The following is a 19,892-nucleotide window of genomic DNA, read 5'->3' as shown; positions in this document are numbered from 1 at the left end:
GGGACCCGTGCAACCGATCAGCAGGCGGCAGGTGTTGCGGGGTGCCACCGCCGCCGCGGGCGCGCTCGCGCTGCCGGGAACGCTCCCGGTGACGGGCAGCGCGGCCGCGGCCGCTCCTCCGCACCGGTGGATCGGCGCCGGGCCGTTCACCCACGTCCACGACCCCTCCCTCCCCGGCCGGCCGCGCTACCTCAACGACCACACGCTGATCAAGGCGGCCGGCCGGTGGCACCTGTTCGGCATCGTCGGCGACAGCGCCCGACCCGGCGAGTCCCCGGACAGCGAGGCGGAGGTCGCCTTCACCCACGCCTCGGCCCCCGGCCCGTACGGGCCCTGGACCCCGCACGCCGACGCCCTGACCGTCGACCGGTCCTACTTCGGCGAGGAGCACCTGTGGGCCCCGTACGTCGTCGAGGCGGACGGCTCGTTCCTGATGTTCTACGCCGCCGGCGGCCGCAACGGCGCCGCGATCAACCTCGCGACCTCCACCGATCTGTTCACCTGGACCCGCGTTCCGTCCGGCCCCCTCTTCCGGGGGATCGCGGCGCGCGATCCGATGGTGCTGTGGATCGACGGGGAGTGGGTGATGTACTACACCGAGCTGTCCGCCCCGCGGGGAGGCCGGCACATCGTGGCCGTACGGCGCTCCGCCGACCTGCTGCACTGGAGCGCGCCGGAGACCGCCTTCACCGACGCGACCACCGACGCGACGCTGTCGGTCACCGAGTCCCCGTGCGTGGTCGAACGGGACGGCTGGTACCACCTGTTCATCGGGCCCCGGGGCGGCTACGAGGGCACGGACGTGTTCGCGTCCAGGGACCCGTTCCACTTCGGCCCGGACGGCTACGCGGGCCACGTCCCCGGCCACGCCGTCGAGGTGGTCCGCGACGGGCAGGACTGGTACGCGAGCGCCGCGGGCTGGTTCCGCCAGGGCCTGTACGTGGGGCCCCTGCAGTGGCGCGACGACGGACCGCCGCCCTGGCAGAGCGTGGACAACCCGGTCGCCGGAGCGGACCTGGAGGGCCGGCTGACGGTGTTCGCACTCGACGCCGGCGACCGGTCGGTGCTCCGGCGCGTCCAGCTCGACCCGGAAACCGACACCTGGTCCACGTGGGAGTCCTTCGGGGGGTCGGCCGGGGCGGTCCCCACCCTCGGCCGCAACGCCGACGGCCGACTGGAGGTGTTCTCGCTCGCCCCGGGCGGAGCCGGCCTCCACCACCGCGCGCAGCGGCCCGACGGCGGCTGGTACGACTGGGAGGAGTTCGGCGGCCCCGCGGGAGCCGCCCCCGCCGTGGCCCGGGGCGGCGACGGCCGGCTGGAGGTCTTCGCACCCGCCCCCGCGGGCGCCGGTCTCGCCCGGCGCCGGCAGCGGTCGCCCGGCTCCCCGGCCTGGGACGGGTGGGACGGGGCGTTCGGCGGGCCGGTCGGAGCGCCCCCGGCCGTCGCCGCCAACGCCGACGGCCGGCTGGAGGTGTTCGCCCTCGCGCCCGGCGGCGCCGCCATCCACCACCGCTGGCAGACCGCCCCGGGCGGGGCCTGGGCCGCGGCCTGGCAGGTGTTCGGTACGGCGGCCGGCGGCGCGCCGCGCGTGGCCCGGGACGGTACCGGCCGGCTCACCGTCGCCGCCCTCGCCCCCTCCGGTCCGGCCGTCTTCCACCGGCGCCAGACCGTACCGAGCGGAGGCTGGGGCGACTGGCAGCACCTGTTCGGCTGGTCGGCCGCGGCCCCGGCGCTCGCCCCCAGCGCCGACGGGCGGCTGGAGGCCTTCGCCCTGTCGCCCGGCGGGGCCCGGCTCGACCACCGCTGGCACGCGGACCCCGGCGGGGCCTGGGCCGCGGCCGAGGAGTTCGGCGAATCCGAGGCCCCGCTCGCCGCCACGCCCACGGCCGCGGCCGACGCCACCGGGCGGATCCACGTCTTCGCCGTCACCGCCGATGGCCGGATCCGCACCCGCGTCCAGGAGCGGCCCAGCGGCGGCTGGGGGCCGTGGAAGGCCTTCGGGGAGCGCCTGGTCGCACCGCTCCCGGCGGGCTCTCCCGTCTACTGAGGCCACGCCCGAGGGGCGCCGGAAATGGCCGGTGAACCCCCCTGTTGCCAGGCTTCCAGCCGGTACCGTTCCCTGTACGACGTCTTGTCAACACGTCGTACAGGGGGAGTGGTGAGCGGCATAGTCGTCCATCTGCCGCAGGGGAGCGGCGGCGCCGACGGGGAGCCGGGCGGCGAGGCGGTGACGTTACGGCTGGGACCGGGCGAGGTCGCGCGGTTCGGCCGCGGCTCGTCGACGACCCCGGTCGAACTGCGGCTCGCCGACGAGGCGGTCTCCCGGCTGGCCGGGGAGATCCGGGTCACCGAAGACCACTGGCAGCTGACCAACCACAGCACCACGCAGACCTACCTGGTGGAGAACCCGGAGGGGGCCGGAGAGTACCTGCGGGTGTCGCCGCGGCGGGCCGGGGCGCCGATCCCGTTCGAGTTCTCCCGGGTGGTGCTGCCCACCCGGCGCGGCACCACCGTCTCCTTCCAGGTGTTCGCGCCCGACCACGTCTACCTGGACCCGCCCGGCGCGGGCGGCTCCTGGACGAGCCGTACCGTCACGGCGTACTCCCTGGACGAGACGGCCACGTACTTCCTGGTGCTCGTCGCCCTCTGCGAACCCTGGCTGCGCGACCAGTCGCCGGTCGCGGTGCCCACCACCCCGCAGGTCGTCGAGCGACTGCGCGGCCACGCCACCGGCGGCCGGCTGACGGCGCGCGCGGTCAGCTCGCACATCGACTACCTGGCCGACGAGAAGCTGCGGATCGGCGTCGCGGCCGGCCCGCCCGAAGCCGGCACGGGTGGCGGCAACGGCGCGGGCGCCGCGGACCGCCGCAACGGGAAGCGGGACGCCGTCGTCGGACTCGCCCTGAAGTTCGCCGTCGTACGGGAGGAGCACCTCGCGCTGCTGCCGCCCCGGGCCGAAGCGGGCGTACGGGGGCGGTAGGCGACGTGATGCGGGTGCAGGGTCCGGGCGCCTCGTGGGACAGCGGCCACACCGAACTGCTGCCCCCGGGCCACCGGGTGGGCGACTGGGTGGTCACCGAGCCGATCGGGGCCGGGGGCTGGGCCACGGTGTACGCGGGACGGCGGGCGGCAGCGGACGGGCCGGGGGCGGGCGCGGAGCTCCACGAGGTCGCCCTCAAGATCATGCCGACCTCCGGGCTCGCACCGCGCCAGGCCCGGGCCGTCTCCGAGGCGGCCCGGCGCGAGGTCGAGATCGGCGTACGGGCGGGCCATCCGCGGCTCGTCCGGCTGCTGGACAGCACCGTCCTCAGCGCACCGGACCACCCGGAGCTGGACGGAGCGATCGTCCTGGTCATGGAACGGGCCCGGGGCAGCCTGCGCGACCTGCTCGGCGCCGGGATCGCCGAGGCCGACGGCGCCCGGCTGATCGCCGGGATCTGCGAGGGGCTGGCCCACCTGCACCGCTGCGGGTGGGTGCACGCCGACCTCAAGCCCGAGAACGTCCTCATCGGCGAGGACGGTGCGGTCAGGCTCTCGGACTTCGGGCTCGCCGCCGAACTGACCACCGGTACCCACGGGCACGGGCCGCCGATGGGGACCCTCGACTACCTACCGCCCGAGCGCTGGAGGGCCCCGCTGGGGGAGCTGGGGGTGGAGATCCGCCCGAGCGCCGACATCTGGGCCCTGGGGCTCGTGATCCACGAGGTGTTCGCCTCGGGTGCCCCGCTGTTCCCCGGCGCCACGCCGGTGGCGCGGGGAGCCGCCGTCCAGGAGTACGCGGCGGGGCGCGCGCCCCTGCGGATGGCGGGCGGGGTCCCGGAGTTCTGGCGTGCGCTGGCCACCGACTGCCTCGCCCCGACGCACGCCGCCCGCGCGGCGCACACCGCGGAGAGCCTGCTGGAGCGGATCGCCGCCCGTCAGGCGGACGGCGGCGGTCCGCGGAGCCGTACGGGCCGCCTCCGGCGGACGGCGCGGACCGCGCTCCTCGCCCTCGCGGCGTGCGGGGCGGTCGGTTCCGCCATCTGGTCGTACGCGGGGCTCCCCGCCGGGGAGGGCGGTTCCGCCGCGCGCGTCGGCACGGCGCAACCCCCTCTCCAGGTACGGGTGTTCAACGCCGAGCACGCCTGTCAGGACCGTACGGACCGGGCTCCGCAGTGCAGTCTGGGCCTGGCCGTCGACCCCATGCGGCCGTACGTCGCCGGGAACGTCGTGCCGACCCGGGTCTGGCACGCCGACGTCCTCGACGCCGACTGCCAGCTCCTGCGCGGTGAAGTGGTCATCGACGAATCGGACACGCGCTCCACGCACTGGTTCCGCGTCCGCCTGCCGGGCGCGGACCCGGCCGCGGCCCCGGACGCCGTCGCCTGGCTGCCGGCCGTACGGACGAAGGACCGCCCCCCGCTCCCGAGGTGCCCCGCCCCGGCGCCGGCCAGGTGACCGGCCCGCCGACGGCCCGCCCGTACTGATCGAGTGGCTGACAACTCACCGTCGCCGGTACAGAATTGGGCGGACCGACGGCGGGGGGCGATCATGGGGCGGACAGCGCGGGCGGCACAGGTCTCGCGGGCGTGGTGGGTGGGGATACCCGTTCTCGTGGCGGGGCTGTTCTTCTGGTGGGCCTCGTACGCCACCACGATCATCGTCTGGGAGGGCCGCAAGCTCCTGTCCTGGCTGGCCGCGCCGCTGCTGCTCCTGGCGTTCCTCCTGCTGGTGGGGCTGGCGCTGAAGCTCGCCCGCGGCAGGCGGGACGGTGGTGGGGGCGGCGGGAGCACCGCGGTGGTCCTCGGGTGGCTGGGCGCCGTCCTCGGGCTGGGCCTCGGAATCTGGTGGCTGGTGTACGGGTCGTACCTCCAGGACCGCGCGTACATGCAGAACGTGCAGATCGTGAGCGAGCCGGTGCCCGAACTGGCGGCCCGCGCGCCCTACGTGGTCGGGAAGGCGCAGGCCGCCCCGCACCTCGGCGATGTCACCGGCGAGATCTCCGACATCACCTACCTGCCCGACTCGGACCGGTTCGCGACCCTCGTCGAGCGGCGCGGCTGGCTCTCCGGGTACGAGGTCGGCCTGGAGCAGGACATCCCGCTCGGCGGCAACAGCCGCAGCCAGCAGCGCTGTTCCTTCGACATCGACAGGGCCGACGCGCGGATCGGCGGCTGGTTCGGCCACAACCTCGGCCGCAAGATCTCGGCGCAGCGGCGCTGGGTGCGCTTCGACGCCGACGACGCGTACGTGACCTGCCAGGGCGACACCCCGACCGTGGTCGTGCCCCTCAAACGCCAGACCGGGATCCTGGTGGTGACCGAACGGCCCGCCGGGGTCGCGCTGTACAACGGGCGCACCGGTGAGCTCACGCTCACGACCGATACGGCGAAGGTGCCCGGACCGTCCTATCCGCTCAGCCTCGCGGCCCGGCAGCGGGAGGGGACCGCCGCCGTCGGCAGCTTCAGCGACTGGTGGTTCGAGCGCAGCGGCTGGGACGCCTCCGAGGACGGGGCCAACGCGGGCAACGAGTCGGAGTTCACCCTCAAGTACCGCGACACGAGCGGGCGCAGCGCGTACGTCACCCCCCTCACCCCGCAGGGGGAGGCCAGCTCGGTGGTGGCCGTCTCGACCGTGCCGACCAGCCACCAGGGCGGCGGACTGGCCCCGATGACCGTCCACCGGCTCGATCCGACCTGGTCCTCGCCGCAGGCGCTGGTGGCGCTGATCAAGGCCGAGTACCGGGACGTCTGCTGTTACAACGACGACCAGGTGTTCGAGGTGGTGCCGACCGGTGGCTCCACCTGGACCGCCACGGTCGGCAGCGCGCAGAACATCCGCTACCGGGTGGAGGGCCGGGGCCAGGTGGGCGGCCGCGAGGCGACCTGCCTGAAGGCCGCCGACGGCGCCCTCATCAAATGCGCCTACGCGGCGCCCGGTTCGCCCGAGGAGCAGGAACTCCAGCGCCGGGAAGAGGAGAAGAAGAAACAGGAGCAGGCGGGCCCGGCCCCGGGCGGCGCCAAGGACCCCGGCGACCTCACCGCCTACACCCCCGAGCAACTCGCCGACCTCCAGAGGCGGGTGTCCGACGAGGTCGTCCGCCGGCTGAAGGGCGGGGGATAGGGCCGGGGCGGGAGTCCCGCCCCGGCCGGCCGTCGCTCAGGCGGCGGCCGTGGCCGCGAGCTCCGGCCCACCGGCGTCCGCGTCGGCGTCCGTGAGCAGCTCCAGGAGCGAGGTGCGGGCCCGGGCCACGCGGGAGCGGACCGTGCCGATCGGACAGCCGAGCGCGCTCGCCGCCTCCGCGTACGGCAGTCCCAGGACCTGGGTGAGGACGAACACGTCGCGGCGTTCGGCGGGGATCGTTCCCAGCAGCTCCGCGAGGGCGATCCCGTCCTCGAAGCCGGGCAGGCCCCGGGGCTGGGCCCGTTCGGCGGCGCTCTGCCAGTCGTCCCGGTCCGAGATCCTGGGGCGCGCCGCCTTGTGGCGGAGGCTGTCGATGACGGTGCGCCGGGCGATCGAGAGCAGCCACGTACGGGCGGAGGAACGGCCCTCGAAGCGGTGCAGGCTGCCGAGGGCGCGCAGGAACGTCTCCTGGGTCAGGTCGTCCGCCGACTGCGGATCGGCGCTGAGGTAGGCCACGTAGCGCCGGACGTCGTGGTGCAGGGCGCGTACGAAACGGTCCACCGCGTCGGGGTCGCCCTCACGTGCGGCGAGCGCCAGCAGGGTCGTCGGCTCGTCGGGGCCGCCGCGGTGGCGCAGGGGCGCCGTCCCGGTGGCGGTCGGACGGGGAAGCAGGGCAGGGGTCATCGCCTGAGGTCCTTCTGGAAATCCCGGATCCGGGTCCGGCGCCGCCCGCGCGCCGAGGGCGGGGCGGGCCGGTGAGCGGTACGGCCCGCCGGACGGCGGGGCCGATGACCGAGGCGCGCAGCGGAGCGGCGTCGCGCGTCGGTGAGCCGGCTGTCAGCTGACAGCGGTCCCGGGAGGCGGACCCCGCGAGGTGATCGCGTGGACGAGCAGCAGTGCGCGCAGCGGGCGTGCGCGCAGATCGGGGCGGACGCGGCGGCGCGGCCGGTCGGCGGGGGCGGGGAGCCGGAAGACCCACCGCAGCGGTACGAGCAGCAGACCGGCCAGGGCCCGCAGCGCGCGGAACGCGCCCCGCTCCCCGTACGCGAGCCAGAGCCCGCAGAGGAGGGCGGCGAGCAGGTGCGCGGCGAGCATGCCGGTCGGTGAGGCGGAGCCGAAGTCGTGCCCGGCGGGCATCGGCATCGGCATCAGCGTCTGCAAGGGCACCGGCATCGGGGTCTGCGGGGGCACGGCCATGCCGCCGTCGGCCATCGCGTGCGCCGCGTGGTGGGCGTGGCCGCCCGCGCCGGCCGGCGTAGCCGCGCCCGTCGACGGGCGGGCCGACGCCTGGGCCAGGGCGAACCCCGTGTGCAGGGCGGCCTGGACGGCGACGGTGGCGCAGGTGACGGCCAGGAGACCGCGTTCGCGGCCGGCGAGGATCCAGGCGACCCCTCCGGTGGCCACCCCCGCCACCCCCATCGCCCACCAGGGGACGGCCGTCCCCGACATCAGGAGGTGGCCGAGGGACGCGAGCAGCACGCAGACGGCCGCGAACAACGCGGCCCTGAACGCGCGGCAACATCGACCGGGAGTCATGGCGGGCTCATCGTCGCACCCCTCTCCGGACGGCCACAGAGGGGCGCCGGGAATTGGCACGACCGGACAAAACCATATGTGTCCTACGCCACAACAGGGTCTGGGAACCGGTTAGTTCGCCGCTCCGACTCCTGCCGTGGACCGAAATGGCGGCCAGGGGAGAGGAGTCGGTGGTGGCGGAGCGGACGGGATCGGCGAAGACCGCCGACGAGGCGGTGGGCGGCCGGCTGACGGCGCTGCTCACCAGCGCCATGGCCTTCTCGATGCTCCAGCTGTTCCTGCTCGGCGCCTTCGGCCCGCGCCTGGTGGACGCGCTGGGCGTCTCGCCGACCGTCCTCGGCCTGACGACCACGATCGGCTTCGGAACGGCCGCCCTCCTCTCGCCCGTGGGCGGGCGCCTGGTGGACCGGACGGGCCCGCGCCGCTCCCTCGTCCTCCTGCTGCTGGTGTCCGCGGCCGCGCTCGCACTCATCGGCGCGGCGCCCGGCCCGGGTTTCCTCCTTGCCGCCGTGGCGCTGGGCGGACTGCCGCAGGCGCTCGCCAACCCCGCGACCAACAAGGCGATCCTCGCCGCCGTCCCGCCCGCCCGGCGCGGCCCGGTGACGGGCCTGAAGCAGTCCGGGGTCCAACTCGGCGCGTTCGCGGCCGGGTTGCCGCTGGCGGCACTCGCCGGCGGGATCGGCTGGCGCGGGGCCGTGTGGACGGCCGCCGCCGCGGCCGCGCTGACCGCTCTCTGGGCGTACCGCTCCCTGCCCGCCGATCCGCGGGCCGAGTCCGCGCCGCCGCGCGCCCCGCTCGTCCCGCGCGGCGCCATCGCCTGGCTGGCGGTCTTCTCCCTCTTCCTGGGCTGCGGGATCGCCTCGGTCAACACGTACGTGGCCCTCTTCGGGTCCCAGGAGCTGGGCATGGGGCCGACGGCCGCCGCGGCCCTGGTGGCGGTCCTCGGCGTGGCGGGCATCGCCGGCCGGGTGGGCTGGTCGAAGGCGGCCACCCCGGGGCGGGCCGAGTGGCTGCCGGGCGCTCTGGCCGCGGGCGCCGTAGCGGCCGCCTGCCTGCTGGCCGCCGCGCTGTACGTGCGGCCGCTGGTCTGGGTCGCGGCCGTGGCAGTCGGGGTCTTCGCCGTCTCCGGCAATGCCGTCTCGATGGTGCTGGTGATGCAGCGGGCCGCCCCCGGCCGGGCCGGCCAGGACTCCGCCCTCGTCGCGGCCGGGTTCTTCGCCGGTTTCGCGGTCGGTCCGCCGCTGTTCGGACGGCTGGCGGAGGCGGGCCGGTACGGGCCGGGCTGGCTGCTGGTGGCCGCCGAGTTCGCCGCGGCCGCAGCCGTCGCGACGGCCTGGGCCGTACGGGAACGCCGGCGCGGCCCGCGTACGGAGGCAGCCGCATGACCTCCGCGGACTGGGCCGGGCGGGCGCTGGCCGACGTACTCGACCGGGCCGCCGTCACCCGTGCCGGGACCGGCGGGAGGTTCCCGCTGTACGCCGACCCGGAGACCGGGAACTGGACCACCACCGGCCGCGGTGCCTGGACCGGCGGGTTCTGGGCCGGGCTGCTGTGGCTGCGGGCCCGGCACACCGGGGAGGCGGCCGACCGGGCGGCCGCCGCCGCGTGTACGGCGCGGCTGGCCACCTGGGTGGAGGCCGACACCGCGACGCGCGGGCTCATCCTCTGGTACGGCACGGCGCTCGCCGACCGGGACCCCGGGGCGCGGGAGTTGCGGGACCGGGCGGCGAAGGCCGCGCTGGCCGCAGTGGATCCCGGGCTCGGCCTGGTGCCCTGGGGGTCCGCCTTCGGCGGTCCCCGGCTGCTGGCCCGGGTCGACGGCGTACCCGGCATGGTGGCGCTGCTCGCCGCCGCGGGCCCGGACGGCGCGAGGGCCGCCGCCTCCCACCTGCACCGGCATCTCGACCTGTGCCTCGGCGCCGGCGCACGGACCGTACCGGCCTGGGAGTTCGACGCCGGGGCGGGCTGGCGGGCGTACGCGGAACCGCCGGCCGGCTGGAGCCGGGGCGACGCCTGGCTGCTGCTGGCGGTGGCCGACGCCCTGCACCGCCCCGAGGTCGCCCGGATCGCCCCCGACCGGCTGGAGGCCGTGGCCCAGCGGCTGGCCGACGCGTGGACGCGCCCGTGCGCCCCGCTCGTCCCGCTGGCGGACGAGGGCCGGCCGGCCGGGCCGCTGGACACCTCGGCCGCCGCCATCGCGGCCGTGGCCCTGCTGAAGCTCGCCCGCGTTCCGGGCTGCCGGGCCGCGTCGCAGTACGCGTACCGGGCGGCCGCGATCCTGGAGCGCCTGGTGGGCGAGCACCTGACCCGGGGCATGCTGCTGGACGGCTGCTACGACGCAGGGAAGGGCCTCGCGGTACGGCACGAGCTGGTGTGGGGCGACTTCTTCCTCGCCCTGGGCCTGGCCGCGCTGACCGGACTGGTCGGCATCGAGGACGTCTAGGCCGTGTCTTTCGGATCAGGGCGGATCGGCCCGGGGCGTCTGGTGCCGTGCATCGCAAGGCCGAGGAGGGAGTCGACGTGGTGTGTCGGCGACCGACGAGAACGCCGCGAGGCGCGGTGCCAGGCGCCCCGGGCCCGCCATGATCCGAAAGACACGGCCTAGGGGGTGTCCGGCGGATCACGGCCGGGCCCGGGGCGGACCGACCCCGCGGGTCAATACATCTAGGCCCTCTCGTACGTGCGCAGGACCCGGCGGGCCACCGAGGTGATGTGGAGTTCGTCGGGGCCGTCGAGGATGCGGGCCGCGCGGCCGGTCCGCAGCAGCGCCGGGAGCGGGGTGTCGGGGCCGAGCCCGGCCGCGCCGTGGACCTGGACGGCCGCATCCGCGGCCTGCTGGAGCAAGCGGGCCGCCGCCACCTTGGCCAGCCCTACCTCCACGTGCGCGTCCAGGCCCGCGGCGATCTTCGCCGCCGCCTCGTGGACCAACGGGCGGGTGGTGCGCAGGGCGAGCAGTGCCTCGAAGACATGGCTCTGTACGAGCTGGTGGCCGGCCAGTGGACCGCGCGATCCCGTACGGGAGTTGGCGCGTACGCACATCAGGTCGAAGGCGCGCTGCGCCTGGCCGAGCCAGCGCAGGCAGCGCAGGGTCCGGCCCAGCTGGAGCCGTTCGGCGGCGACGGCCAGGGCCTGTCCGCGCCCGCCGACCAGGTGGTCCGCGTCCACGCCGACCCCGTCGAAGTCGATCTCCCATTGGCCGCAGGCTCCGAACACGGGCAGTTCGCGTACGACGCGGAAGCCGGGGGAGTCCGTGGGGACGAGCAGCAGGGACAGTCCCCCGCGATCTCCCGGTTCTCCGTCGGTCCGGGCGAGGACGGTCACCAGATCGGCCCCGGCCGCCCCCGACACGAACCATTTGCGGCCGCTCACGCGCCAACTCCCGTCGGGCCGCTCCTCGGCGCGGGTCGCGGTGCCCGCCGGGTCGGTGCCCGGGGTGTCGGGTTCGGTCATGGCGTAACAGGCGCGCAGCTCCCCGGCGGCCAGCCGCGCGGGGTAGCGGTCGCGGATCCGGTCGGAGCCGTGCTTCCACAGCATCGTCGCGTCGAGCAGGGCCGCCGAGCCGAGGGCCGCCGGTCCGTGGTCGCTGGTCCCCTCGGCCTCGGCGAGCCGGGCGTACCGGTCGAAGGGAAGTCCCTGCCCGCCGAGTTCGGCGGGCAGCGGCAGCGCCCAGAGGCCCTCCTGCCGCGCCTGGTCCTGCAACTCCCGCAGCGTAGCGGCTGCTTGCGGGCCCCCCGCGTCCAGTACCGGCTCGCAGGGCATGACCCGGCTCCGGACGAAGTCCGAGACCCGGTCCCGCAACGCGTCTTCCTGGCTCTGCACCACTTTCCTCCAATGTGCCGGGAACCCGTGGGAACGCCAGTCCGACTGACTTCCCGAGGAACTGGTCGGTTGCGCAGCCGACTTGGTTCCGCGCGTCGCGCACATCCGAGAAGAGGAGAGGCATGGCTTCACCAGCCGTCACCCGCACGGTCCGGCCGCTCGACGGACTGCACCTCACCGCCTCGGGGCCGCCCGAGCTGACCGGCCCGGCCCTGGAACACCTGGGCCTCCTCGGCGCCGTGGTGGGAGCGGATCCGGAAGCGAGACCCGAACCGCCCGAACCCCGCGACCGCGCCGCCGCGCGCATCGCCCTGTCCGGCGCCGACTTCGACCGGCAGGACGCGCTCGTCCGCTGGTCGGCGCACCCGTCGAGCGGTATGACCGACGAGGCGACCGTCCAGGCCGCCACCGGCGTCATGGCCGTCCACGGGCGGCGCGACGGCGCCCCCCGCGGACTGGCCGTGGACTACGCCGCAACCGCCACGGGGGTACTGGCCGCACAGGGGCTGCTCGCGGGACTGCTGGCCCAGGCACGCGGCGGTCGCGCGGCCAGAGTGACCACGAGCGCCGACCGGGCCGGACTGCTGGCGGTCTCCCAGTACCTCGCCGCGGCCGGCGCCGACGAGGGCGAAGCCGCGGAACTGGCTCCCGGCGGACCTCCGTTCACCTCCGCCGACGGAGTCCTCTTCGAACTGGAGACCCTCGACCCGGGTGCCTGGGCCGCGTTCTGGCGGGCCCTGGAGGCCCCCTCGGGGGCCGTACGGGCCGGCTGGCGACCCTTCCAGTTCCGCTACGCCACCGCCTGCGCCCCCTTCCCGGCGGCCCTGCACACCACGGCCCGTGCGCACACCTGGTGGCGGATCGAGGCGGCCGCCTCCTCCTCGGGCGCCGAGGTCTGCCGCCTGCGCACCCTCGACGAGCGCGCCGCCGAACACGACGGGGCCGCGCCCTGGTCCCTGACCCCGCACGGCCCCGGACCCCGGCCCCGGCCCGCGCACCGCGCCCCCGCGGCGCCGCCGCCCGCGCGGCCGCTGGCCGGGCTGACCGTGCTCGAAGCCGGCCGCCGGATCCAGGCCCCGCTCGCCGCCCACCTGCTGGGCCTCCTCGGCGCCGAGGTCGTGCGGATCGAGCCCCCGGGCGGCGACCCGTTGCGCGGCATGCCGCCCGCCTGCTCCGGGACCTCCGCCCGCTGGCTCGCGCTGAACCGCGGCAAGAGGGCCGTGGAGGTGGACATCAAATCGGCCGCCGACCGGCGCCGGCTGCGCGAGATGGCCACCGGGGCGGACGTCTTCCTGCACAACTGGGCCCCCGGCAAGGCGGCCGCCCTGGGGCTCGACTCCGCCCACCTGGCCGCCGTGAACCCGGGGCTCGTCTACGCGTACACGGGAGGCTGGGCCGGCCGGATCCCCGACGCCCCGATGGGTACGGACTTCATGGTCCAGGCCCGCACCGGCGTCGGTGCGGCCGCCCGACCGCGGGACGAGGCGCCCGCGCCCTCCCTCATGACCCTGCTCGACGTACTGGGCGGACTCCTCGGCGCCGAGGCCGTGCTGGCGGGGCTGCTCCTGCGCGAGCGGACCGGCGGAGCGGGCGTCCGCGTCGACTCCTCACTGCTGGCAGCTGCCGACGCGCTCACCGCCCCCGCGCTGCGCCGGGCGCTGCGCGGGGAGGACCCGCGCCGGCCGGCCGGCTTCCGCCGCCCGCTGCGCACCGCGGACGGCTGGATCGCCCCCACCGACACCTGCGCCCCCGCGGCCGCCGCCTACGACCTGAGTGAACTGCCCACCAGCGCGGCCCTGGCGCAGCTGCGTGCCCACGGACTGTCCGCGACCTCCGTCACCGCCGACCTGGCCGACCTGCACCACGACCCGCGCCTGCCCGGCTCGATCAGCCGTGACGCGCACGGTGCCCCCGCCGTTCCCGACCCCTGGAGCTTCCTGTGACCGTCGCCCTGCACGATCTGCTGCCCGCGGGCCTGCGCCGCGGCTGGGCGGCCGAAGGGACCTGTCCCGACCTCGACCTCTACAGCCTCTTCCGGGCCCGGCAGATCGCCGACCCGCACGCCACCGCCGTCATCGACGCCAAGGGCGAGCTCTGCCGCACCGCGCTGGACCGCAAGGTGCGATGTCTGGCCGCCGGCCTCGCCGGCCTCGGCATACGGGCCGGGGAGGTGGTCGGCGTCCAGCTCCCCAATGGGCGGGGCGCGGTCATCGCCGAGCTGGCCCTGGCCGCCCTGGGCGCGGTGGCGCTGCCCTTCCCGGTGGGCCGGGGGAGCCTGGAGGCCGAGGTGCTGCTGCGCAAGGCGGAGGCCGTCGCCGTCATCGCCTCCGTCGAACACCGGGGCGGCCACCCTGCCGCCGAACTGCGGGCCCTGGTCCCGGCCCTGCCGGAGCTGCGCCACGTCATCGCCGCCGGGCCGGTCGGCAGCGCCCCTGAAGGAACGATTGCGCTGACCGGGCTGCTGCGCTCCGACCCGGCCGCCTTCGTACCCGCCCGCCCCGACCCCGACAGCGCGGCCCGCATCCTCGTCTCCTCCGGCTCGGAGGCGGAGCCGAAGATGGTCGCGTACTCCCACAACGCGCTCGCCGGGGGCCGGGGCAACTTCCTGGCCTCGCTGATGCCCGACGGGACCCCGCCGCGCTGCCTGTTCCTCGTACCGCTGGGATCGGCGTTCGGGTCCAACGGCACCGCCGTCACGCTCGCCCGGCACGGCGGGACGCTGGTCCTGCTCGACCACTTCACCCCGGAGTCCGCCCTCGCCGCCGTACGCGAGCACCGGCCGACCCATGTCCTGGGTGTCCCGACGATGGTCCGCATGATGCTGGAGCGGCTGGCAGGGCCCGCATCCGGTGCGGGCGAACGCGAGGGCGAACTCCCCGCGCCCACCGCCCTGGTCCTCGGCGGCGCGGCTCTGGACGAGACCACGGCCGAGGACGCCGCCCGCGCCTTCGGCTGCCCGGTCGTCAACCTGTACGGCTCGGCCGACGGGGTCAACTGCCACACGGGCCTCGGGAAAGGGGCCCCGGAGGCCGGCTCCGACGGGATCGTGGCCGGACGCCCCGACCCCCGCGTCGCGGACATCCGCATCGCCGACCCCGAGACGCACGAACAGCTCCCGGACGGGGAGACCGGCGAGATCATCGCCCGCGGTCCCATGACCCCGATGTGCTACGTCGCCGCCCCGGAGCTGGACGCCCGCTACCGCACCCCCGAGGGCTGGGTCCGCACCGGGGACCTCGGGATGATCGGCGAGGACGGGGTGCTGCGCCTCGTCGGCCGCCTCAAGGACATCGTGATCCGCGGCGGGGCCAACATCAGCCCCGCCGAGGTGGAGCGGGAGCTGGCCTCGCACCCGCGGGTACGGGACGTGGTCTGCGTCGGCATCCCGGACCGGCTGATGGGCGAGCGCCTCGCGGCCTGCGTCGTACCGCGCGGCCCCGAGGCACCCACGCTCGCCTCGCTCGGCGCGCACCTCACGCGCCGAGGACTCGAACAGCGCAAGCACCCCGAGCGCCTGCTGGTGATCGCGGAGCTCCCGCTCACGCCGGCCGGCAAACCCGACCGCGCCGCCCTGCGCGCGCGACTGACGGAGTCCGCGCCCTCCGCCGCCGCGCCCTCCGCCGCCGCGCCGGCCCCCGCCCCGCCGCTCGCCCACGCGGGCTGACGAAGCCGCACGGCAGGGCGGTCGCGGACGGCCCGAAGGGCGGGAGGGGGACTGCGGTCGCCCTCCCGCCCTTCGGGCGTCCGGGGATCAGGAACCGCCCATGGCCTTCTTCAGCTCGGCCGCGGCATTGCGGTAGACCGGCAGCAAGTCCAGGTCTGCGCCCGGGTAGTTGACGATCTCGATCTGGCGGGCGCCCGAGTCGGGCAGTACGGTCCCGGTGGACATGTGGGCGTTGTCCAGGACCAAGGACGGCTTCTTGGAGGACAGTTCGGCGAGCTGCGCGGGAGTGACCGCCTCGGGGCCGTACGTGCCGACCGGCGCGGCACCGGCCAGCTTGGCGGACCACGCGGTGAACACCTGGCTGACGACGGCCGGGCTCTTCCCGCCCGGCCAGGACCCCTGTACGTCCTTGGACAGCTTCGCGTACTCGGCGTCGAAGGACGCCGCCCACTTCGCCGCGCTCTCCTCGGTGCCGAACAGCGCTCCCAGCTTGGCCACTTCGGCCTTGACCTTGTCGGCGTCGTTGTCCAGGTTCACCTCGACCAGTTCCGCCTTCGAGCCCGCCGCCTCCTTGATCTTGGCCGCGTACGGTTCGAAGGGGGCGTAGAGGACGAAGTCGGCCTTGCCCACGGCGGCGAGGTCGGAGGGCTTGGGGTCGTAGTCCGGGGCGTGGTGCACCGACTGGGGCACGATCACCTTGACGTCCTCGGCGCCGGCGGCCTTGGCGAAGGCGCCCTCCCAGGTGGTGGTGGTGACGACGACCGGTTTCCCGCCGCGGTGAGCGGTGGCGCCGTCCTTCGGGGTGGAACTGTCGCCGCTGCCGCAGCCGGTGACGAGCGCCGTCAGCGCCGCGGTCAGTGCGAGGAGGGAAGCGAGTCGGACGCGGGTGCGCGCCATGTGCGGATGCTCCGTTCGGGGATGAGGTGGACCGCGAGGACGAGTGCCCCCGCGGTGAGGACGAGGACCGGGCCCGGAGGCCAGTCGAGCCGCAGGGCGAGCAGGAACCCGGTCAGGTTCACGGCCACCCCGATACAGACCGCCCACAGGGTGATGGAACGCAGGGAGGTGCCGAGGCGCCGTGCCGCGAGCGCGGGCAGCAGGGTGAGGGCGTCGACGAGCAGCGCGCCGGTGAGCTTGATCGCCCCGGCGACCGCCACCGCGACCAGGACCAGGAGGAGGACGGTCAGCGCCCGCACCGGGACCCCCGAACACTGGGCCAGCTCACGGTCGTACAGCAGCAGGGCCACATCGCGCCGCCGCCACCAGAACAGCCCCGGTACGAGGACCGCCAGCACGCCGAGCACCACGAGATCGGCGGTGCCCACGGACAGGATCGAGCCCCACAGCAGGGCGAAGGCGCCGGAGGCGTTGACCCCCGACACGGCCAGCACGAGCAGTGCGGCCGCGATGGCCAGGCTCATCAGCAGGCCCATCGCCCCCGACAGCCCGTCCGGGGTACGGGCGAGCGGCGCCACCCCCGCCCCGGCCAGCGCGCAGGCGACCAGTGCGCACAGCATCGGATCGAGCCCGGTCAGCAGTCCGATCGCGATGCCGAGCAGGGCGACGTGCATCATCGCGAAGCGCACCGGCATGATGTCGAGCCCGACGATGACCACGCCGATCACCGGCAGGCCGACCGCCGCCAGCAACAGGGCGGAGCCCGCCCGCTGGACGGGGAGCAGCTGGAGCAGTTCACCGAGATCGGCGCTTGCGAGGGCGTCCGCGAGGATCACGCGACCTCCCGCAGCCGGCCCGCGGCCATCTCCAGTACGCGGTCGCAGCGCTGAGCGAGCGCCCGGTCGTGCGTCACCACGACCAGGGTCACCGGCAGGGCGGCCAGTACGTCGGCCGCCTCCTCCTGACCGCCGAAGTCCAGCGCCGCGGTCGGCTCGTCGGCCAGCAGCACCTCGGCCCCCGCCGCCACCGCGCCGATCGCCCGGGCCAGGTACATCCGCTGCAACTGCCCGCCGGAGAGCGTGTGCAGCGGCCGGCCGAGCAGTGCGCCGACGCCCAGCTTCCGGGCCGCTTCGGCGGCCTCGGCGGGGGCGCCGCCGCTCGCCAGCAGTTCGTCCCCGAGCAGCGGGAACCGGCCGGCCGCCGGCTTCTGCGGGATCCAGGCGCAGGAGCGCCGCCGCCAGGCCCATTCGGCGGCCGAGGCGGTGCCGCGGCCGCCGACCAGGATGCTCCCGGACACCTGGCGGTGCAGTCCGAGGACCGCGCGCAGCAGTGTGGTCTTGCCCGAGCCGTTGGTCCCGGTCAGCGCGACGCGCTCGCCCGCCCCGATCTCCAGGTCCACGTCGGCGACCGCCTCGATGCGGCCGTGGAGGCAGGCGACCCCCCGCATGCGTACGTCCATCCCGCCCATCCGTCGCCCTCCCGTCGTCCGGTGCCGGGTGGTTCCCGGCACGCGGAGGTGGTCGCACGCGGGGCCGTCCTGGTTCCCAGGTTTCCGGGGGGCCAGGGGGCGTCCGGATGTGACAGACAACCGTCATTGCGGCCACCCGTCCGTCCGGCCAGGATGGACGCATGTCCACGCCCCACCGCGTCGTGATCGCGGTCTTCCCCGATGTCGACCTGCTCGACGTCACCGGCCCCGCCGAGGTCTTCGCCCTCGCCGGCCGGGAGGCCGGGCGCAGGCTGTACGACGTACGCCTGGCGGGGCCGGACGGGGGCCAGGTCACCACCTCGGCCGGCGTCCGGCTGGTCACCGACCTCTCGTTCGCCCAGGTCGGGGCCGCCGTGGACACCCTCGTGGTGCCCGGCGCCGTCGAGCTGACCCCGGACGGTCCGCTGGCCCGGGTCGACGAGGAGGTGGTGCGCTGGATCGGCGCCACCGCCCCGCACGCCGGGCGCGTGGCCTCGGTGTGCGTCGGCGCGCACCTGCTGGCGGCGGCCGGTCTGCTGGACGGGCGCCGGGCCACCACCCACTGGTCCACGGCCGGCCAGTTGGCGGCCGAGCACCCGCGGGTCGAGGTCGACCCGGACCCGATCTTCGTCCGGTCGGGCCGGGTGTGGACCGGCGCCGGGATCAGCGCCTGCATGGACCTGACGCTGGCGCTGGTGGCCGAGGACCACGGGGAGGAACTGGCCCTCGCGGTCGCCCGGCAACTGGTCATGTACCTCAAACGGCAGGGCGGACAGAGCCAGTTCAGCGTGCCGCTCAGCCGTCCGGCGGCCTCGCGCCGGGACATCGACGCCCTGCGCGCCTACATCACCGAACACCTCGGCGCGGACCTGTCGGCGGCCGCGCTCGCGGCGCGGATGAGTCTGAGCGAGCGTCATTTCGCCCGTACGTTCCGCAAGGAGCTGGGCACCAGCCCCGCCGCCTATGTGGAGGCGGTGCGGGTGGAAGCCGCCCGGCGGCTGCTGGAGACCACCGACCAGCCGCTGGAGCAGGTGGCCGCGGCGGCGGGCCTGGGCTCGGTGGAGACCCTGCACCGGGCCTTCCGCAAGCAGATCGCCACGACCCCGGCCGCCTACCGCCGCCGCTTCCGTACGTCCCACTGACCCCACGGCCCATCGGCCGTGCCGCCCCGCCGACCTTTCCCACCCACCGAACGCCGGCGCGACCGCGCGCCGGGCCGCGGCTTCGCCGTGCCCGTTTCCACCGAGAAGGAAGATCCGACATGTCCGCCTCCGCCCCCGCACCGACCCCCTCCGCCACCCTGCGCGAGGTGTCCGGCCTGCCCGGCTCGCTGCCCCGCCTGGCCGAGTCCACCCTGATCATGATCGACTTCCAGAACACCTACCGCTCCGGCGTGATGGCCCTGGAGGGCGCCGAGCAGGCCCTGGCGGCGGGCGCCCGCTTGCTCGCCGCGGCCCGGGCCGCCGGCATCCCCGTCGTCCACGTCGTCAACGACGGCGGCGAGGGAACCCCGTACGACATCCGGGCCGAGATCGGCGCCATCAGCCCCGAGGTCGCCCCGATCGAAGGGGAGCCGGTCGTGGTCAAGCAGGTTCCGAACGCCTTCCACGCCACCGAGCTGGAGAAGACCCTTCAGCAGCTGGGCGCCGGACCGGACCTGGTGATCGCCGGGTTCATGACGCACATGTGCATCACCTTCACCGCCCAGGGCGCCTTCAACCTGGGCTACCGCCCGGCCGTCGTCGCCGAGGCCACCGCGACGCGCACGCTCACGGCGCCCGACGGCACCCTGGTCCCGGCCGCCGTCCTCCAGTCGGCGAGCCTCACGACGATCGCCGACCTCTTCGCGCCGGTGGCCCTCACGGTCGATTCCCTCCCGGCCTGACCCCCGCCGGCGCGGGAGGGCCCCCGGACCACCACGGGGGATGGTCCGGGGGCCCTCCCGCACCGGGCGGCCGGCGGCTCCTCGTCAGTGGATGACGCTGAAGCTGCGCCAGGGCAGGCTGACCGGGGCCGTGACGTTCGAGAGCGTGGTGGCGACGTAGATGCCCTCGTTCCCCGCGGGCGTGGTGCAGTCCTGCGTCCGGTACAGCACGACATCGACGAGGGTGTTGTTCTCCACGTGGGTGGCGCCCCTCGGGAGGCCGATCTTGTGACACCCCTTCACCGAGGTGTTCGAGTAGCTCAGCTCCACCGGCGAGTCGTGGCCGCGGAAGGTCAGCATGCCGACGGTGCTCCGGCCCAGGCCCGAGCAGGCGGTGGCGGTCAGCAGCAGTGCTGCGGCCGCGGTGATGACGCCGATACGCCGGCTGTGGGACATGGCGCGGTCCTCGTCTGTGCGGTGGTGACTGCCTTGCCCACAGACTGCCCCGGCCGGGCGCGGGCGGCATCCGGTACTCGGCCGGG

17 protein-coding genes are annotated in these 19,892 nt (G+C 75.6%); 10 read left to right on the top strand and 7 right to left on the bottom strand.

The genetic code is table 11. The features are described 5' to 3' along the window. The first annotated feature begins 7 nt into the window (after positions 1 to 7). The 4 genes from CP980_RS04460 (at position 8) to CP980_RS04445 (ending at position 6,102) form a co-directional block, all read left to right on the top strand. Complete coding sequence (locus CP980_RS04460) at positions 8 to 2,047, top strand: DUF8189 domain-containing protein (RefSeq protein ID WP_150492690.1); 2,040 nt, start codon at positions 8 to 10, stop codon at positions 2,045 to 2,047. Between the two features lie 111 nt (positions 2,048 to 2,158). Continuing rightward, positions 2,159 to 2,980: an FHA domain-containing protein gene (locus CP980_RS04455; RefSeq protein WP_189998386.1), complete on the top strand. Its 822-nt coding sequence runs from the start codon at positions 2,159 to 2,161 to the stop codon at positions 2,978 to 2,980. Between the two features lie 8 nt (positions 2,981 to 2,988). Continuing rightward, the gene (locus CP980_RS04450; protein WP_150492689.1) at positions 2,989 to 4,437 is read left to right on the top strand and encodes a serine/threonine-protein kinase; all 1,449 of its coding nucleotides are present in this window, start codon (positions 2,989 to 2,991) and stop codon (positions 4,435 to 4,437) included. A gap of 93 nt (positions 4,438 to 4,530) precedes the next feature. Continuing rightward, a complete protein-coding gene (locus CP980_RS04445; RefSeq protein WP_132754190.1) occupies positions 4,531 to 6,102 on the top strand; it encodes a hypothetical protein in 1,572 nt (523 codons plus the stop codon). Between the two features lie 36 nt (positions 6,103 to 6,138). Here CP980_RS04445 and CP980_RS04440 read toward each other — a convergent pair whose 3' ends face one another. After that, the gene (locus CP980_RS04440; protein WP_132754188.1) at positions 6,139 to 6,786 is read right to left on the bottom strand and encodes a sigma-70 family RNA polymerase sigma factor; all 648 of its coding nucleotides are present in this window, start codon (positions 6,784 to 6,786) and stop codon (positions 6,139 to 6,141) included. A gap of 153 nt (positions 6,787 to 6,939) precedes the next feature. Further along, entirely contained in the window at positions 6,940 to 7,638 is a 699-nt protein-coding gene (locus CP980_RS04435; protein ID WP_132754186.1) for a hypothetical protein, read from the bottom strand. Positions 7,639 to 7,889: 251 nt separating this feature from the next. Between CP980_RS04435 and CP980_RS04430 the strand changes: the two genes are divergently transcribed. Together CP980_RS04430 and CP980_RS04425 are read left to right on the top strand one after the other, a co-directional pair. Beyond that, on the top strand, positions 7,890 to 9,023 hold the full coding sequence (locus tag CP980_RS04430; RefSeq protein WP_150530122.1) for an MFS transporter: 1,134 nt from the start codon (positions 7,890 to 7,892) through the stop codon (positions 9,021 to 9,023). After that, complete coding sequence (locus CP980_RS04425; protein ID WP_150492688.1) at positions 9,020 to 10,081, top strand: sugar ABC transporter permease; 1,062 nt, start codon at positions 9,020 to 9,022, stop codon at positions 10,079 to 10,081. Before CP980_RS04430 ends, CP980_RS04425 begins: the two co-directional genes overlap by 4 nt. Positions 10,082 to 10,302: 221 nt before the next feature. Here the strand turns inward: CP980_RS04425 and CP980_RS04420 are convergent, their stop codons facing one another. Next, positions 10,303 to 11,457, bottom strand: a complete 1,155-nt coding sequence (locus CP980_RS04420; protein ID WP_268257402.1) for an acyl-CoA dehydrogenase family protein — start codon at positions 11,455 to 11,457, stop codon at positions 10,303 to 10,305. Between the two features lie 122 nt (positions 11,458 to 11,579). Between CP980_RS04420 and CP980_RS04415 the strand changes: the two genes are divergently transcribed. Then, entirely contained in the window at positions 11,580 to 13,400 is a 1,821-nt protein-coding gene (locus CP980_RS04415) for a CoA transferase (RefSeq protein WP_150492686.1), read from the top strand. Further along, positions 13,397 to 15,121, top strand: a complete 1,725-nt coding sequence (locus tag CP980_RS04410) for a class I adenylate-forming enzyme family protein (RefSeq protein WP_150492685.1) — start codon at positions 13,397 to 13,399, stop codon at positions 15,119 to 15,121. Before CP980_RS04415 ends, CP980_RS04410 begins: the two co-directional genes overlap by 4 nt. 87 nt (positions 15,122 to 15,208) lie before the next feature. On the opposite strand, the gene CP980_RS04405 is transcribed toward CP980_RS04410, so the two are convergent. Genes CP980_RS04405 through CP980_RS04395 form a run of 3 tightly spaced genes read right to left on the bottom strand, consistent with a single transcriptional unit; the run spans position 15,209 to position 17,486 of the window. Continuing rightward, positions 15,209 to 16,018, bottom strand: coding sequence for a metal ABC transporter solute-binding protein, Zn/Mn family (locus tag CP980_RS04405; RefSeq protein WP_150492684.1), 810 nt, complete (start codon positions 16,016 to 16,018; stop codon positions 15,209 to 15,211). After that, positions 15,976 to 16,854 carry a metal ABC transporter permease gene (locus CP980_RS04400; RefSeq protein ID WP_229906854.1) on the bottom strand — a complete coding sequence of 293 codons (879 nt, stop codon included), beginning with the start codon at positions 16,852 to 16,854 and terminating at the stop codon, positions 15,976 to 15,978. Before CP980_RS04400 ends, CP980_RS04405 begins: the two co-directional genes overlap by 43 nt. After that, a complete protein-coding gene (locus CP980_RS04395; RefSeq protein WP_132754174.1) occupies positions 16,851 to 17,486 on the bottom strand; it encodes an ATP-binding cassette domain-containing protein in 636 nt (211 codons plus the stop codon). The genes CP980_RS04400 and CP980_RS04395 overlap by 4 nt, the downstream gene beginning before the upstream one ends. Before the next feature lie 161 nt (positions 17,487 to 17,647). Between CP980_RS04395 and CP980_RS04390 the strand changes: the two genes are divergently transcribed. Continuing rightward, on the top strand, positions 17,648 to 18,628 hold the full coding sequence (locus CP980_RS04390) for a GlxA family transcriptional regulator (protein WP_150492683.1): 981 nt from the start codon (positions 17,648 to 17,650) through the stop codon (positions 18,626 to 18,628). A gap of 119 nt (positions 18,629 to 18,747) precedes the next feature. Continuing rightward, a complete protein-coding gene (locus tag CP980_RS04385) occupies positions 18,748 to 19,371 on the top strand; it encodes an isochorismatase family protein (protein WP_150492682.1) in 624 nt (207 codons plus the stop codon). An 84-nt stretch (positions 19,372 to 19,455) separates the two neighbouring features. Here CP980_RS04385 and CP980_RS04380 read toward each other — a convergent pair whose 3' ends face one another. Next, a complete protein-coding gene (locus CP980_RS04380; protein WP_099888460.1) occupies positions 19,456 to 19,806 on the bottom strand; it encodes a hypothetical protein in 351 nt (116 codons plus the stop codon). Positions 19,807 to 19,892 lie beyond the last annotated feature (86 nt).

Origin of the sequence: Streptomyces vinaceus, from assembly GCF_008704935.1 — a bacterium.
GTDB lineage: Bacteria > Actinomycetota > Actinomycetes > Streptomycetales > Streptomycetaceae > Streptomyces > Streptomyces vinaceus.
The sequence above is the reverse complement of the archived record's forward strand: the minus strand, read 5'-3'. Positions and strand labels throughout refer to the sequence as shown.